The organism is Amycolatopsis sp. NPDC003861 (genome assembly GCF_053605405.1).
This window is the reverse complement of the sequence record NZ_JBSGJD010000059.1, coordinates 1-14,051: the sequence shown is the minus strand read 5'-3', so window position 1 is coordinate 14,051 and position 14,051 is coordinate 1. Positions and strand designations below refer to the sequence as shown.

Annotated in this window: 13 protein-coding genes and 1 tRNA gene; 2 read left to right on the top strand and 12 right to left on the bottom strand. The window is 70.7% G+C overall.

Annotated features, from left to right (window positions below; all coding sequences use genetic code 11):
• Positions 1-102: 102 nt before the first annotated feature.
• Positions 103-1,185 (top strand): L-dopachrome tautomerase-related protein, encoded by a 1,083-nt coding sequence (locus ACWEVN_RS17175; protein ID WP_452051882.1) that lies wholly within the window; start codon positions 103-105, stop codon positions 1,183-1,185.
• 176 nt (positions 1,186-1,361) lie between these two features.
• Here the strand turns inward: ACWEVN_RS17175 and ACWEVN_RS17170 are convergent.
• The 4 genes from ACWEVN_RS17170 to ACWEVN_RS17155 all read right to left on the bottom strand — a co-directional run bounded on the left by ACWEVN_RS17170 (position 1,362) and on the right by ACWEVN_RS17155 (position 4,301).
• Positions 1,362-1,438 (bottom strand) — tRNA-Leu (locus ACWEVN_RS17170).
• 104 nt (positions 1,439-1,542) lie between these two features.
• Positions 1,543-2,877 (bottom strand): NAD(P)/FAD-dependent oxidoreductase, encoded by a 1,335-nt coding sequence (locus ACWEVN_RS17165; protein ID WP_310973783.1) that lies wholly within the window; start codon positions 2,875-2,877, stop codon positions 1,543-1,545.
• An 84-nt stretch (positions 2,878-2,961) separates the two neighbouring features.
• Entirely contained in the window at positions 2,962-3,645 is a 684-nt protein-coding gene (locus tag ACWEVN_RS17160; protein WP_452051881.1) for a uracil-DNA glycosylase, read from the bottom strand.
• Positions 3,642-4,301 (bottom strand): endonuclease V, encoded by a 660-nt coding sequence (locus tag ACWEVN_RS17155; RefSeq protein WP_449685248.1) that lies wholly within the window; start codon positions 4,299-4,301, stop codon positions 3,642-3,644. Before ACWEVN_RS17155 ends, ACWEVN_RS17160 begins: the two co-directional genes overlap by 4 nt.
• A gap of 48 nt (positions 4,302-4,349) precedes the next feature.
• Between ACWEVN_RS17155 and ACWEVN_RS17150 the strand changes: the two genes are divergently transcribed.
• Complete coding sequence (locus ACWEVN_RS17150) at positions 4,350-5,843, top strand: S10 family peptidase (RefSeq protein ID WP_452051880.1); 1,494 nt, start codon at positions 4,350-4,352, stop codon at positions 5,841-5,843.
• On the opposite strand, the gene ACWEVN_RS17145 is transcribed toward ACWEVN_RS17150, so the two are convergent.
• The 8 genes from ACWEVN_RS17145 to ACWEVN_RS17110 all read right to left on the bottom strand — a co-directional run bounded on the left by ACWEVN_RS17145 (position 5,821) and on the right by ACWEVN_RS17110 (position 13,996).
• Positions 5,821-6,609, bottom strand: a complete 789-nt coding sequence (locus tag ACWEVN_RS17145) for a hypothetical protein (RefSeq protein ID WP_449685246.1) — start codon at positions 6,607-6,609, stop codon at positions 5,821-5,823. The genes ACWEVN_RS17150 and ACWEVN_RS17145 overlap by 23 nt on opposite strands.
• Entirely contained in the window at positions 6,606-7,364 is a 759-nt protein-coding gene (locus ACWEVN_RS17140; protein WP_449685245.1) for a hypothetical protein, read from the bottom strand. Before ACWEVN_RS17140 ends, ACWEVN_RS17145 begins: the two co-directional genes overlap by 4 nt.
• Positions 7,365-7,410: 46 nt before the next feature.
• Positions 7,411-8,247, bottom strand: a complete 837-nt coding sequence (locus ACWEVN_RS17135) for a hypothetical protein (protein WP_452051879.1) — start codon at positions 8,245-8,247, stop codon at positions 7,411-7,413.
• Between the two features lie 80 nt (positions 8,248-8,327).
• The gene (locus ACWEVN_RS17130; RefSeq protein WP_449685243.1) at positions 8,328-10,055 is read right to left on the bottom strand and encodes a S8 family serine peptidase; all 1,728 of its coding nucleotides are present in this window, start codon (positions 10,053-10,055) and stop codon (positions 8,328-8,330) included.
• A gap of 74 nt (positions 10,056-10,129) precedes the next feature.
• A complete protein-coding gene (locus ACWEVN_RS17125) occupies positions 10,130-11,128 on the bottom strand; it encodes an ABC transporter ATP-binding protein (RefSeq protein WP_449685242.1) in 999 nt (332 codons plus the stop codon).
• Positions 11,121-12,116: an ABC transporter ATP-binding protein gene (locus tag ACWEVN_RS17120; RefSeq protein WP_449685241.1), complete on the bottom strand. Its 996-nt coding sequence runs from the start codon at positions 12,114-12,116 to the stop codon at positions 11,121-11,123. The genes ACWEVN_RS17125 and ACWEVN_RS17120 overlap by 8 nt, the downstream gene beginning before the upstream one ends.
• A 4-nt stretch (positions 12,117-12,120) precedes the next feature.
• Positions 12,121-13,074, bottom strand: a complete 954-nt coding sequence (locus ACWEVN_RS17115; protein ID WP_449673703.1) for an ABC transporter permease — start codon at positions 13,072-13,074, stop codon at positions 12,121-12,123.
• Complete coding sequence (locus ACWEVN_RS17110; RefSeq protein ID WP_449685240.1) at positions 13,067-13,996, bottom strand: ABC transporter permease; 930 nt, start codon at positions 13,994-13,996, stop codon at positions 13,067-13,069. Before ACWEVN_RS17110 ends, ACWEVN_RS17115 begins: the two co-directional genes overlap by 8 nt.
• Positions 13,997-14,051 lie beyond the last annotated feature (55 nt).

The following is a 14,051-nucleotide window of genomic DNA, read 5'->3' as shown; positions in this document are numbered from 1 at the left end:
TCCGCGTACCCGCCGCGGTGGCCGGTACGCGCTTCGCGGCGAAGCGGTTGATGCCGCGCCGGCCGGGTACGCGGCAACGGTCCCCCATCGAACGGAGCCGTGATGACCGCGACCGACCAGCCGCTCGGCGAACTCGAAGTCGTGCACGAATTCACCGGCCCGATGCCGACCGGGGTCAGCGTGTCCCGCGGCGGCCGCGTCTTCGTCAACTTCCCGAAATGGGGCGACGACGTCCGTTTCACCGTCGCCGAACTCCGCGACGGCGACCTCGTCCCGTATCCCGGCCAGGAGTTCAACGACGCGGCGAGCGACACCGACCCGGCCGCCCTGGTCTCGGTGCAGAGCATCGTCGTCGATCCCGCCGATCGGCTCTGGCTCCTCGACACCGGAAGCCCGCTGTTCCAGCCCACCGCCCACGGCGGCCCGAAGCTGGTCCGCGTAGACCTCGAGCGCGACGAAGTCGTGGCGACGATCCTCTTCCCCGAGGACGTCGCCCTGCCCACGACGTACCTCAACGACGTGCGCTTCGACCTCGGCCGCGGGGTCGCGTTCATCACCGACTCCGCCGACCAGGGCCCCAACGGCATCATCGTCGTCGACCTGAACACCGGCAAATCCTGGCGGCGCCTGCACGACCACCCCAGCACCAAGGCCGAAGAGCCCCCGGACCTGCGCATGGTCGTCGAAGGCCGCGACTTCGTGGAGCGCTCGGAAGACGGCACGACCAGCCCGATCCGGATGGGCGCGGACGGCATCGCCATCGGCGCGGACGGCGCCCGCCTGTACTACTGCTGCCTGGCGTCCCGCCGCTGGTGGAGCGTCTCGACCGACGCCCTGATCAACCGAGACGTGGACGACGAGGCGGTCGCGGCGACGATCATCGACGAAGGCGACAAGGGCGGCGCCGGAGACGGCCTGGAAACCGACGACCAGGGCCGCCTTTACGTGACCGACGGAGAGCACAACGCCATCCACCGCCGCCACCCGGACGGCCGTTGGGAGACCGTGGTCCACGACCCCCGGTTGCTGTGGCCGGACACGATGTCGGTGGCGGACGGCTACCTGTACGTGACGGCGAACCAGCTGCACCGGCAGGACAAGTACCGCGGCGGCAAGGACGAGCGCGAGTACCCGTACGTCTTGTTCCGCACCCCGATCGACGCCGGCCCGGTGAACCTCCGCTGAAACACCGGAACCGACCTGTGCGCCACCGCCGACCACGGCCGGATCACCGGAGCGGACTGCAACGGCGACGACCCGGCCCAGCGCTGAACCATCCGCGGCGACCAGCTGACACACTCCACACCTGCGATGCGGGTCGCATCAACCAGCGCTGGTACCTCAACATCTGATGGTCCGCGTGGTGCCCCCGACGGGACTCGAACCCGCACTGAGTCGATTTTAAGTCGACTGCCTCTGCCGATTGGGCTACGGGGGCACCCACACTCTAGGCGATACCCCGCCGCGAACCCCGAACACGCCCGACCCTCAAAAGCCGAAAGCCCCCGGCCGACGACGACCAGGGGCTGCCAGCACCGGACCTCAGGACTTCGACACGCGCGCGAACTCGTCCTTCGGGTTGTTGATCTGGCCCAGCGAGATCACCTCGCGGCGGAACAGCCCGCCCAGGATCCAGTCGAACAGGATGCGGATGCGGCGGTTCCACGTCGGCATGGCCTTGAGGTGGTACGCGCGGTGGAAGAGCCAGGCCGGGAAGCCCTTGATCTTCAGGTTCAGCGCGTCCGCCACGCCCTTGTGGAGGCCCAGGCTGGCCACCGCGCCCAGGTTCTTGTGGAAGTAGTCCTTCGGCTTTCCGCCACGCAGGACCTTGATGATGTTCTTCGCCAGCAAGCGGGCCTGGCGGACCGCGTGCTGGGCGTTCGGCGGGCAGGTCGCCGTCGGGTCCTCTTCCGTTCGGGACAGGTCCGGGATCGCCGCGTTGTCGCCCGCCGTCCAGACGTCGGGGTGGCCGACCACCTGCATCGCCGCCGTGGCTTCGAGGCGGCCTCGCTTGTCCAGCGGCAGGTCGGAGTTGGCCAGGACCGGGTTGGCCTTCACACCCGCGGTCCAGATGATCGTGTCCGTGTCGAACTCGGTTCCGTCCGAGAGCACCACGTGGCCGTTCTCGAACGACTTCGCCGCCGTCGACAGGTAGACCTCGATGCCGCGCTTCTCCAGCTGCTCGACCGTGTACACGCCCAAGGTCTCGCGGACCTCGGGCAGGATGCGGCCGGCCGCCTCGACGAGCACCCAGCGGATGTCGGAGGTCTTGATGTTCGGGTAGTAGTTCTCCACCGCGAACCGGGTCATGTCCTCGAGCTCGGCGAGGGCCTCGATGCCGGCGAAACCGCCGCCGACCACCGTGAACGTCAGGAGGCGCTTGCGCAGCTCGGGGTCGAGCGTGCTGGCCGCCTCGTCGAGCTTGGTCATGATGTGGTTGCGGAGGTAGATCGCCTCGCCGATGGTCTTGAAGGCGATGCCCTCCTCGACCAGGCCCGGGATCGGGAGGATGCGCGCGACGGCGCCGAGCGCGACGACCAGGATGTCGTAGCCGAGCTGCTCGATGTGGCCGTCGGCCGCCTCGACCGTGACGGACTTCTTTTCGTTCTCGATCTTGGTGACGCGCGCGGTCAGCACGTGGCAGCGCTTCAGCACCCGCCGCAGCGGCACGACCACGTGCCGGGGCTCGATCGCGCCGGCCGCGGCCTCCGGGAGGAACGGCGCGTAGGTCATGTGGGGCTGCGGGTCAACGACGGTCACGGAGGCCTCGTTGGCCCGGAGCATCTTCTGGAGGCCGTACGCCGTGTAGAGCCCGACGTACCCACCACCGAGGACGAGGATCCGAGTCGGTTCCGACTTCGACTTCGCAGCAGCCATGTCCTCATGGTGACACCTTCGCCGCGACCCCGCTCGGGGGCCCCATCCGGCTGTGACCAGCGTCGCTGCGGTTTCCGTAACGATTCAGTTCGGACCTGTCACCGAGGTCGCGGCGCGGAAGACGTCGGCCACCATGGCGTGGGTCACGCGATGTGTCTGGACATTGCGCGGCGAGACGTGATAACAGCCGAAAACCCGCAGGTCGTCCAGCTTCAAAACGGCCCCGTGCGCGAACGCCGGACGCGGCTGCGGCACCGCCCAGCCGGCCGCGTCCAGCACGGGCAGTAACGCCTGCCAGCCGAACGCCCCCAGTACCACGATCGCCCGCAGTGTCGGACGTAACAGTGCCAGTTCCTCGGCCAGCCACGGGCGGCAGGTGTCCCGCTCGGCCGGCGTCGGCTTGTTCTCCGGCGGCGCGCACCGCACGGGCGAAACGAGCCGGGTGCCGTACAGCTCCAGGCCGTCGCCGATCGCCGTCGACGTCGGCTGGGAGGCGAGCCCGACCTCGTGCAGGACGCGGAAGAGGAAATCACCCGATGGATCGCCGGTGAACATCCGGCCGGTGCGGTTGGCGCCGTGCGCGGAGGGCGCCAGGCCGACGACCGCGAGCGACGCGTCCGGCGGTCCGAAGCCCGGTACCGGGCGCGCCCAGTAGTCCTCGCCGCGGAACGCCGCCTTGGCGCCCGCGACTCCCTCGCGCCAGGCCACCAGCCGCGGGCAGGCGCGGCAGCCGGCCACCGCCGCGTCCAGCTCGGGCAGGGACCTCATCGCAGCGCCGCCCGGGACAGCCGGTCGGCGTGCCGCGTGGTCTCGGGCAGGCGGTACCGCGGGGTCAGGGCCAGCGTCAGCCGGCAGGCGTGGGCGAGGTCGATCCGGTGCCCGGCCGAGACGTACACCGGTTTGACGCCGTCGCGGGTCCGCAGCACCGCGCCGACCTCCTCACCGGCGTCCACCAGGGGCGCCGACGATCCGCGGGCGGGCGCGGGCTCGGCGTGCGTGCCGACGAAGCGCGTCTTGGCGACGCCGAACGCCGGCCGCCCGGTCAGCACCCCGAGGTGGCAGGCCAGGCCGAAGCGCCGCGGGTGCGCGAGGCCGTGACCGTCGCAGACGAGGACGTCGGGCTCGTGGTCCAGCCGCTCGAGCGCGGCCAGCAGCGGCGGCAGCTCACGGAAGGCGAACAAGCCCGGCTCGTACGGGAAGACGGCCTTCGCGCGGTGCGTCCGCTCCTCGACCACGGTCAGCCCGGCGGTCTCGAGGGTGACGACCGCCGCGGCGATGCCGCCGGCGCCGTCGTAGGCGACGTCGAGGCCGGTCACCGTCGGCGGCCGCTCGGGGCAGTCGTCGGCGAGGTCGACCCGGCCGCGGAGCCGCTCCTGCACGGCGAGCGCTTCCTCGGCCGTCGACGGCCAGTCCTCGGTGTGCACCAGGTCACCCTGCCACAGGCCGCCGTTCGCGCCGACTAAGTTGGGGCCATGGCGGACAGCACCCCCGAAGAGGCCACCGAGCCGAAGGCCGCGGAAGCGACCGAGGTCGCGGCCGAGCCGACCGATGACATCGTCACCACCCAGCACACGCTGACGGTGAAGCGGAAGAAGCTCGCGTACACGGCGAAGGCGGGCCGGGTCGTGCTCCGCAAGGAGATCGTCAAGGACGGCAAGTCCGAGGGCTTCAAGGCGAAGGCCGAGGTGTTCATCACCTCCTACACCCTCGACGACGCCGACCCGGGCTCGCGGCCGGTGACCTTCGCCTTCAACGGCGGGCCCGGCTCGTCGAGCATCTGGCTGCACATGGGCCTGCTGGGGCCGCGGCGGGTGCTCTCGGGCGACGTCGACGACCTCGTGCCGCCGCCGTACGGGCTGGCCGACAACCCCGAGACGCTGCTGGTGCACAGCGATCTCGTCTTCATCGACCCGGTGTCCACCGGCTACTCGCGCGCGTCCGACGGCGGCGAGACGAAGGACTTCCACGGCTTCAAGGGCGACATCGAGTCGGTCGGCGAGATCATCCGGCTGTGGGTCTCGCGCCACGAGCGCTGGCTGTCGCCGAAGTTCCTGGCCGGCGAGTCGTACGGCACGCTGCGCGCCGCCGGGCTGGCCGCGCACCTGCAGGACCGGCACGGGCTGTACCTGAACGGCCTGCTGCTCATCTCGTCGGTGCTCGACCTCGGCACGCTGCGGTTCACGGAGGGCAACGACCTGCCGTACTCGCTGTACGTGCCGACGTACGCGGCGATCGCGCACTACCACGGCCTGCACGGCGAGCGCCCGCTCGACGACGTGCTCGCCGACGCCGAGGACTTCGCGGCGAAGGACCTGCCGTGGGCGCTGTCCCGCGGCGCCCGGCTGTCCACTCAGGACCGGACCGAGGCGGTGGCCACGCTGGCGTCGCTGACCGGCCTCACCGAGTCCTATGTGGACCGCGTGAACCTGCGGATCGAGCACGTCCGGTTCTTCACGGAACTGCTGCGCGACCGCGGCCTGGTGGTCGGCCGGATGGACGGCCGCTTCACGACGTGGGAGCCGGACGGCGGCCGCGAGCACTCGAGCGACGACCCGTCGATCTCCCGGGTGGTCGGCGCGTACGCGGCCGCGTTCAACCACTACGTGCGGGCGGAGCTCGGGTACGCCAACGACCTGCCGTACGAGCTCATCAGCGAGGACACGTTCAAGGCGTGGTCGTACGCGGACTTCGAGGGCCGTTCGGTGTCGGTGGTCGACTCGCTGAGCTCGGCGATGCGCGCGAACCCGCACCTGAACGTCCACGTGGCGTTCGGGCACTACGACGGCGCGACGGCGTACTACGCGGCCGAGCACGTGCTGGCCCACCTGCAGATCCCGGAGGAGCTGCGGGACAACATCGACACGGCGTACTACCCGGCCGGCCACATGATGTACATCCACGAGCCGTCGCGGGTGCAGCAGTCGAAGGACCTGGCGAAGTTCGTCAAGAAGGCGTCGAACCGCTGAGCACGGCCCGCAGCCGCCGCCACTGCACGACACCCACGACGACCTGCGCCGCCATCGCGAGCAGGGCGTAGCCGACGAGCCACGGGCGCCACTGCGGCGGCTGCGCGTGGTCGCCGGTCAGCGGTTCGAGCAGCAGCGGCAGGGCGTAGATCCCGGGCATCGCCATGAGCAGGTCGTGCAGCCGCACGGCGGTGTCCACCGCCCGGGAGGTCTCGTCCTCCGCGATGACCGGACGCCGGAGGACGTCGGTGACGATCGCGGTGGTGACCGCCGCCCCCAGGGCCAGCAGCAGGAGCCAGCCGGCCGCGTAGGTGCGGAACGGCGTCGTGGCGAAGATCGTCACGGCGAGCGCGGCCCCGCCGCCGAAGGTGATCAACGGGACGACGAGGAACCAGCCGGTCAGCTCGGTGCGCGGCGGGCCGCCGAGCGTGCCGAAGCGGGCCAGCGCCTGGCGGTCGCGGACCCGCGCGGGCAGCCAGTAGCCGAGGTGCTGGATCACCAGGAGGAAGTAGAGGAACGAGCCGTCCGCCAGCTCCGCGCCGCGGACCCCGGGCAGGAAGGTCAGGCTCAGGAACCCGATCGTGGCGGCCACGTACGCCAGGACCGCCAGGCAGACCCACCGCCACGTGCCGGGCGGGCGGGCGCCGGCGCGGAAGCCGAGCCGCAGGGCCAGCAGGTCGGTCATCGTCGGCACGTCGACGCGGTGCTTGACCAGCCAGCGTCCGGCGGCCACCCGCTCCGCCTCCGTCACCACCGTCGCCGTCACGCGGTCACCGTCCCGTAGTGGCCCGGCGGCAGCCTGCGGTTCCGGAACTCGACCGCGGCACGGGCGTAGACCGCCACGGCCAGGACGAAGTACGCCACCACCGGGACGATCCGGGCCGGGGGCCACGGCCAGTCCGCGGACAGGTCGATCCAGGGCAGGAACGTGAACAGGAACGGCACCATGAACGCCCGGGTGTCGTAGGCCCGCAAGGCCGCGTCGACGGCCGCCGATGCCGTGTCCTCGGCGAGCACCGGGGCACGCAGCGCCCGCTCGAGGACCAGCGCCGAGCACGCGCCGCCGAGCACCAGGGCCGCCGCCCAGCCCGCCGGGTGGGCAGCGATCACCGCGCACAGGACCGCGCCACCGCCGAACGTCACCCCCATCGCGGCGAGGTACCAGCGGCCCACCTGCCCGGCCGCCTCCCGGAACGGCAGCCGGACGCCGGGGGGAACCAGCCGGGCGGCGGCGCGGTCGGCCCGCCGCACCCGGCGCCACATCAGCAGCGGATAGGCGGTGCAGACCACGGCGACCACCAGGTACCGCGCGAGCACCGGGACCGGCGGGAACAAGGCGACCACGTTGGCCACCGGAGAAAGGACCCAGAAGGCCTGATAGGACCGGGTGGCCAGCTCCCGGGCCCCGACGCGGACCGCGAGCAGCGGCGTCGGCTCGCCCACCGGCACGCCGTGCCGGGCCAGCCACGCCCGCGCCCCCTGTCTTTCGGCGAGCGTCGTCCACGCTGTCACCGCCACCATCGAACCTCCCCTGTCCCGCCGTACACGCCCGGAGCGCCGGAATGGTTTAGCGGCCGTAGAAGCCGGGCGGCAGCCGGCGGTACCAGTGGCGGACCACCGCCCACCCCAGCAATTGCAGGACGACGGCCGTGACCAGGTACGCCAGCGCGGACCACCCCAGCCAGCCGGGGATCGCCCAGTCGACGACGAAGACCGGCAGCGCCAGCACGGCGTAGACGGCGCACGGCGCGAACCGGTAAACGTCCTCGGCGCGCAGCACCTGGTCGACCGCCCGCGACGCCTCGTCCTCCGCGAGCACCGGTGCGCGGAGCGCCCGGCCGAGCACCAGCACGGTCGCGGCGGCGCCGGCCGCCAGCGCGAGCGTGTGCGCGCCGATTTCGGCGGCCGGCGAGTACCAGTGCTTCCAGGTGAACTGCGGCCGGGTCAGGAACGACGCGGCGCACAGCGCCGCCCCGCCGACGAACGTGACGGCCGTCGAACTCAGGTACCACCAGCCGATCTGCTTCGCCGCCACGCGGAGCGGGAGCGGGGCGCCACCACCTGTCAAGCGCTCCGCGAGCTGTTCGCGGCTCTGCGTGCGGCGCCAGCGGACCATCTGGAACGCGGCGAAGAGCAGGGCCATGCCGGCGGCCCTTCCCGGCAGGTCCACCTCGTGGAAGAACAGCACGCCCAACGGCCACAGCACCGCGAAGACGATCGCGTACGTGGGGGTTCCCCGGGCACCGATCGCACGCCCGCCCAGGCGCAGCGCGAGCAGCCGGGTCGGCAGCCACACCCGTACCCCGCGCTTGCCCAGCCACAGCCGCGCCCAGCCCACCTCGAGCACCGTCGGCTCACCCGGCAGCCTCGGGTCCACCGGCAGCGCCGGTTCACGAACGATCAACGGAACTCCCCCCGGTCCCGTCGTACACGCGAACCGCCCCGGGAAGGTTGCCTTCCCGGGGCGGATTCGTCCGGTATTCCCTACTTCAGGTACTGCGAGCCGCGCGTCACCGCCGCGTAGGCGTCGACCGCGCCGTGGCCGTAGAAGCCGTTGAACGACGGGTCTCCTTCACACGTGGCGGTGAAGTCGGGCGTGCGGCCCTCCTTCAGGTAGTCCACCGTGCGCGGGACCGGGCAGGCGATCTTCGCCGCCGTGCCCTCGAGGACGCGCTGGACCTTGTCCGGGTCCATGCCGAACTCGCCGTGGGACTTCTTGCCGTACTGCGAGATGATCAGCGCCGCGACGCCGGTGGCGTGCGGGGTGGCCATCGACGTGCCCTGCAGCCACTGGTAGTAGCCGACCCGGCCGTCGGCCGCCGTCGCCTTCTGGACACCCGCGGTGACGCCGTCCGGCGTGATGTTGCCGTCCGCGTCGATGTTGCCCTCGGCGATCCCCACGTTCTTCGGGTACGTCGAAAGGATCTCGTTCTCGAGCGTCCGGTACCACGGGGAGCCGAAGTAGTCGCGGAAGAAGCCGCCCGGAGCCGAGACCGAAATCTGCTCGAGCCCGTAGTTCGAGTAGTCCGCCTTCTTCTGCGACGGCCCGAACGCGCTCACGCCGATCGTGTGGTTGCCCTCGACCGGCAGGTTGAGGCAGGTCGAGTTGTCCACCGTGCGCGGGTGGGTGCTGTTGGCCGGGTAGTCCGGGCTCGTGGTGTCCGGCTGCGGCGCACCCAGGTCGGTGTGCTGGTTGCCCAGCGCGACCAGCATCGTGACGCCCTTGCGGTGCGCGTAGTTCAGCGCGCGCTGGGTCGCCTCGATGATCGTGCGCTGCTCGGCCTGCTCGGCGGGCGAGTCCGCCGGGTTCGCCGTGCAGTTGTACAGCCACGGGTCCGTGTAGAAGGACATGTTGACGACGTCGATGCCCGCGTCACCGGCGTAGGTGATCGCGTCGACGGTCGGCTGCAGGAAGAAGTAACCCGAGTCTTGGCCGGCGCGGATGTTCACCAGCGTCACGTTCGGTGCGACACCGGAGACGCCGAAGCCGTTGGCCGCGGCGGCGATGGTGCCGGCGACGTGCGTGCCGTGACCGCCGTCGTCGTGGTTGGCCGGGTCGACGCAGCCGCGGAACTCACACGGTCCGTCCACCTCGGCGCCGTTGACGTCGGTCGGGATGTCGCGGGTGAAGTTCCGCGAGTCGGCCAGGTCGAAGTTCGGCGCGATGTCCGGGTGCGTGCCGTCGATGCCGGTGTCGATGACGCCGACCTTGACCTGCTTGCTGCCGGCCTGCTTGGTGCGCGAGAGGTCCGAGCGGACGGACTTGAGGCCCCAGAGCTGGTCGTCCAGCGGGTCCATCCCGACGGCCTTGTTCGCGGCGGCCTTCTTCGAAGCGGCGCCGCCGCGGCCTTCCTTCTCGACGCCGGCGTCGCCCTTGGTCTTCTTGCCCGTCCGCGGCACCGAACCGATGGACTGGGCCTTGGCGGCACCGAACACCGCGCGGTTCGTGGCCACGCGCTCGGTGAAGCCGGTGGCCGGCGCGCTGGCCCTGATCAGGCCGACCGCGGTGTTGGTCTCCAGGACCGTGCCGCCCGCGGCCTTGATCGCCTGCTGGGCGCTGCCGATGCTCTGGACGTCCTTGGCGAGCACGGTGAACTCGGTCGCCGGGCCGGACAGCGCGGGCTGCGCCGACGCGGCCGGGACCGCGACGGCGGACACCGCGCCGAACAGCGGCACGGCCAGCACCGCGGCCAGAAGCCTGGGTCTCTTCACGTTTCTCCTCCTCGCGGAAAGCGGTTCCTGCACCGTATAGATCGGACAATGCGCGTACAACGGCCAAACGTCTGTTACGGAACAACCGACTTCTGCTCGGCGAAGTGACAAGCTGACAAGTGCCCGTCGGTCCTGGGCACCAGTTCCGGCACCTCCGTCGCGCACCGGTCCTCGGCCTTCCAGCAGCGCGTGCGGAACCGGCACCCGGACGGGGGATCCAGCGGGCTCGGCACGTCGCCGGTCAGCCGGATCACCTGGCGGCGGCCGCGCACGGCCGGGTCGGCCACCGGCACCGCGGACAGCAGCGCCTGGGTGTACGGGTGGGACGGTCGTTCGTAGATCTCCTCGTCGGTGCCGAGCTCGACGACCTTGCCGAGGTACATCACCGCGACCCGGTTCGACAGGTGCCGCACCACGGAAAGGTCGTGCGCGATGAAGACGTAGGACAGGCCGAACTCGCCCTGCAGGTCACCGAGCAGGTTCATCACCTGCGCCTGGATCGAGACGTCCAAGGCGGACACCGGCTCGTCGCAGATGATCACCTTGGGCCGCAGCGCGAGCGCCCGCGCGATGCCGATGCGCTGGCGCTGGCCGCCGGAAAACTGGTGCGGGTAGCGGTTGAGGTGCTCGGGGTTGAGCCCGACCACTTCGAGCAGTTCCCGCACCTTGCCCGCCCGCGAGCCCTTGGGCGCGACCTCGGAGTGGATCTCGAACGGCTCGCCGACGATGTCGCCGACCGTCATCCGCGGGTTGAGCGAGGTGTACGGGTCCTGCAGCACGATCTGGATCTCGCGGCGCAGTTTCCGCAGCTCGGCGCCGCGCATGGCGAAGATGTCGCGGCCCTCGAACTTCGCGGTGCCGCCGGTCGGCTCCTCCAGGCGCATCAGGACCTGGGCGAGCGTCGACTTCCCGCAGCCGGACTCGCCGACGACGCCGAGCGTCTCGCCCGGCATCAGGTCGAACGAGACGCCGTCGACCGCCTTGACCTGGCCGATCGTGCGCTTGAACAGGATCCCGGTGCGGACCGGGAAGTACTTCTTCAGGTCGGTGACCGAGAGGATGGGGTCAGGCACGGGAGCTCACCACCTCTTCGGCGAAGTGGCACGCGCTCGTGCGGCCGAAGCCGATCGCGTGCTGCGGCGGGACCTCTTCCGAACACTTCGCTTCGGCCCGTTTGCACCGCGGGTGGAACGGGCAGCCGGGCGGGATGTCCAGCAGGCTGGGCGGCAGGCCCTTGATGGTTTCCAGGGTCTGTCCTTTGAGGTCGAGCCGCGGCAGGGAGTCCATCAGCGCGGCGGTGTAGGGGTGGGCCGGAGCGCGGAACAGCTCGACGGCGTCGGCCTGCTCGACGATCCGGCCCGCGTACATCACCGCGATCCGGTCCGCGACCTCGGCGACCACCCCGAGGTCGTGCGTGATCAGGACGAGGCCCATCTTGCGCTCGGCCTGGATCTCCTCCAGCAGGTCCATGATCTGGGCCTGCACGGTGACGTCGAGGGCGGTGGTCGGCTCGTCGGCGATGAGCAGGTCCGGGTCCAGCGCCAGCGACATCGCGATCATCGCGCGCTGGCGCATGCCGCCGGAGAACTGGTGCGGGTAGTCCTTGATCCGGCGTTCGGCGGCCGGGATGCGGACGGTGTCGAGCAGTTCGATCGCCCGCTTCCGGGCGTCCTTCTTGGACATCCCGAGCCGGACGCGCAGCTGCTCCTCGATCTGGAAGCCCACGGTGAACACCGGGTTGAGCGCGGACAGCGCGTCCTGGAAGATCATCGCGATCTCGCTGCCGCGCACCTCGCGGCGGCGGTCCTCGGACGCGGTCAGCAGGTCCTCGCCGCGCCACCGCACCGCGCCCTTGGTGATCACGCCCGGCGGCATGTCGAGGATGCCCATCACCGTCTGGGCGGTGACGCTCTTCCCGGAGCCGGATTCGCCGAGGACGGCCAGCGTTTCGCCCGCGTGCACCGAATAGCTCACGCCGTTGAGCACGTTGGCCACGCCGTCGGCCGTCCGGAACTCGACGTGCAGGTCTTCGACTTCGAGCAGGAGTTCGTTGTCGGACAAGGACTTACCTCGACTTCGGATCGAGCGCGTCGCGGATGCCGTCGCCCAGCATCACGAAGGCCAGCACGGTCAGGGTGACGAAGGCGCCGGGGAACAGCAGCATGTGCGGGTCGTTCCGGAAGTAGTCCCGCGAGTCGGCGATCAGCACGCCCCACGAGATCACCGGCGCGCGCACGCCGATGCCGAGGTAGGCCAGCGTCGCTTCGGCGCCGATGAACGCGCCGAGGGCGATGGTGGCGTACACCAGCACCGGCGCGATCGTGTTCGGCAGCAGGTGCCGGAAGATGATCCGCGGGGTGCTCGCGCCGAGCCCGCGCGCGGCCTTGACGTAGTCGAGCTGCTTGGCCACCAGCGTCGCCGAGCGCATGATCCGCATCCCCACCGGCCAGCTCAGCACCGCGATCGAGCAGACCACCTGGACGATGATGGTGACCGCGCCGGGGTTCGAGCCGGGCGCGTTGAACGTCGTCAGGATGACGATCGCGCCGAGCACGAACGGCAGGCCGGCGAAGATGTCGCCGAACCGCGAGAGCAGGCTGTCGACGAGCCGGCCGTAATAGCCGGCGATGATGCCGATCACCGAGCCGAGGAGCACGGTCACCAGCGTGGAGAACAGCCCGACCAGCACCGACGCGCGGGTGCCGTAGATGGTGCGGGCGTAGACGTCCTGGCCCTGGTTGTCGTAGCCGAACCAGGCGTCCGCGGACGGGCCCTCGTTCGCGTGCGCGAGGTCGCTGAAGCCCGCGTCCCGCGAGCTGAACAGGCCGGGCGCGATCGCGATCAGCACGATGAACAGAATGATCACTGCCGAGGCGAGCACCGCCGGCTTGCGCCGCAGCTGCCGCCAAGCGTCGCTCCACAGGCTGCGGGGTTTCTGCGGGCCGGCGGCGGAATCGTCCACACGGGACAGTTCGGCCGCGTCGGCCCCGCCGCCGCCCACCAGGTTCGGGTCAGTCATAGCGGATCCTCGGGTCGAGAACGGCGTACAGCAGGTCGACGACCAGGCTCATCAGCAGGTACACCAGCACCAGCAGGACGACCACGCCGACGACGGTGGCGCTCTCCCGGTTCTGGATGCCGCGGAAGATGAGCCCGCCGAGGCCGTTGATGTTGAACACGCCTTCGGTGACGATCGCGCCGCCCATCAGGGCGCCGAGGTCGGTGCCGAGGAACGTCAGCACCGGGATCACCGAGTTGCGCAGCAGGTGGACGAGCACGACCCGGCTCTGCGGCTGGCCCTTGGCGATCGCCGTCCGGACGTAGTCGGCGCGGCGGTTCTCGGCGATGCTCGTTCTCGCCAGCCGGGCCACGTAGGCCATGGACAAGCTGCCGAGCGCGATGCCGGGCACGATGAGCTCGCCGACGCTCGGGTTGTCCGACACGCTCGCCTCGATCCAGCCGAGGCCGTTGCTGCCCAGGGCGAGCTGCAGCACGATCGCGGTGACGAACACCGGCAGCGAGATCAGGAACGTGGTCGAGACCAGCACGAGGTTGTCGAGGAAACCCTTGCCGCGCAGGCCGGTCAGCACGCCGGCGGTGAGCCCGATGACCGCTTCGATGACCACGGCGATCACGGCCAGGCGCAGCGTGATCGGGTAGGACGTGGCGATCAGCTCGCCGACGGACGTGCCGTTGAAGGTTTCGCCCCAGTCGCCGGTGAACAGGCTCCCGAGGTACTTGAAGTACTGGACGAAGATGTTGTCGTTCAGGTGGAACTTCTCGGTCATCTGGGCCACGTAGGACGCCGGGCAGGCGGCCTGGCCGCACTTGCCGGAGAACGGGTCGCCGGGGACCGCCCAGACCAGGACGTAGATGAGGAACGTGGTGCCGAAGAACACCGGGATCAGCTGGAGCAGCCGTCGCAGGACATAGCGGGTCATCAAGTGTTCCTAGTGCGCGCCGGGCGTCGTGGGCGGGGGGGGGGGGGCGGCGGGG

What these genes read in the sequence shown, in the direction of transcription:
- ACWEVN_RS17175 (WP_452051882.1), top strand. Translation starts at nt 103, where the DNA reads ATGACCGCGACCGACCAGCCGCTCGGCGAACTCGAAGTCGTGCACGAA.
- ACWEVN_RS17165 (WP_310973783.1), bottom strand. Translation starts at nt 2,877, where the DNA reads ATGGCTGCTGCGAAGTCGAAGTCGGAACCGACTCGGATCCTCGTCCTC.
- ACWEVN_RS17160 (WP_452051881.1), bottom strand. Translation starts at nt 3,645, where the DNA reads ATGAGGTCCCTGCCCGAGCTGGACGCGGCGGTGGCCGGCTGCCGCGCC.
- ACWEVN_RS17150 (WP_452051880.1), top strand. Translation starts at nt 4,350, where the DNA reads ATGGCGGACAGCACCCCCGAAGAGGCCACCGAGCCGAAGGCCGCGGAA.
- ACWEVN_RS17140 (WP_449685245.1), bottom strand. Translation starts at nt 7,364, where the DNA reads ATGGTGGCGGTGACAGCGTGGACGACGCTCGCCGAAAGACAGGGGGCG.
- ACWEVN_RS17115 (WP_449673703.1), bottom strand. Translation starts at nt 13,074, where the DNA reads ATGACTGACCCGAACCTGGTGGGCGGCGGCGGGGCCGACGCGGCCGAA.
- ACWEVN_RS17110 (WP_449685240.1), bottom strand. Translation starts at nt 13,996, where the DNA reads ATGACCCGCTATGTCCTGCGACGGCTGCTCCAGCTGATCCCGGTGTTC.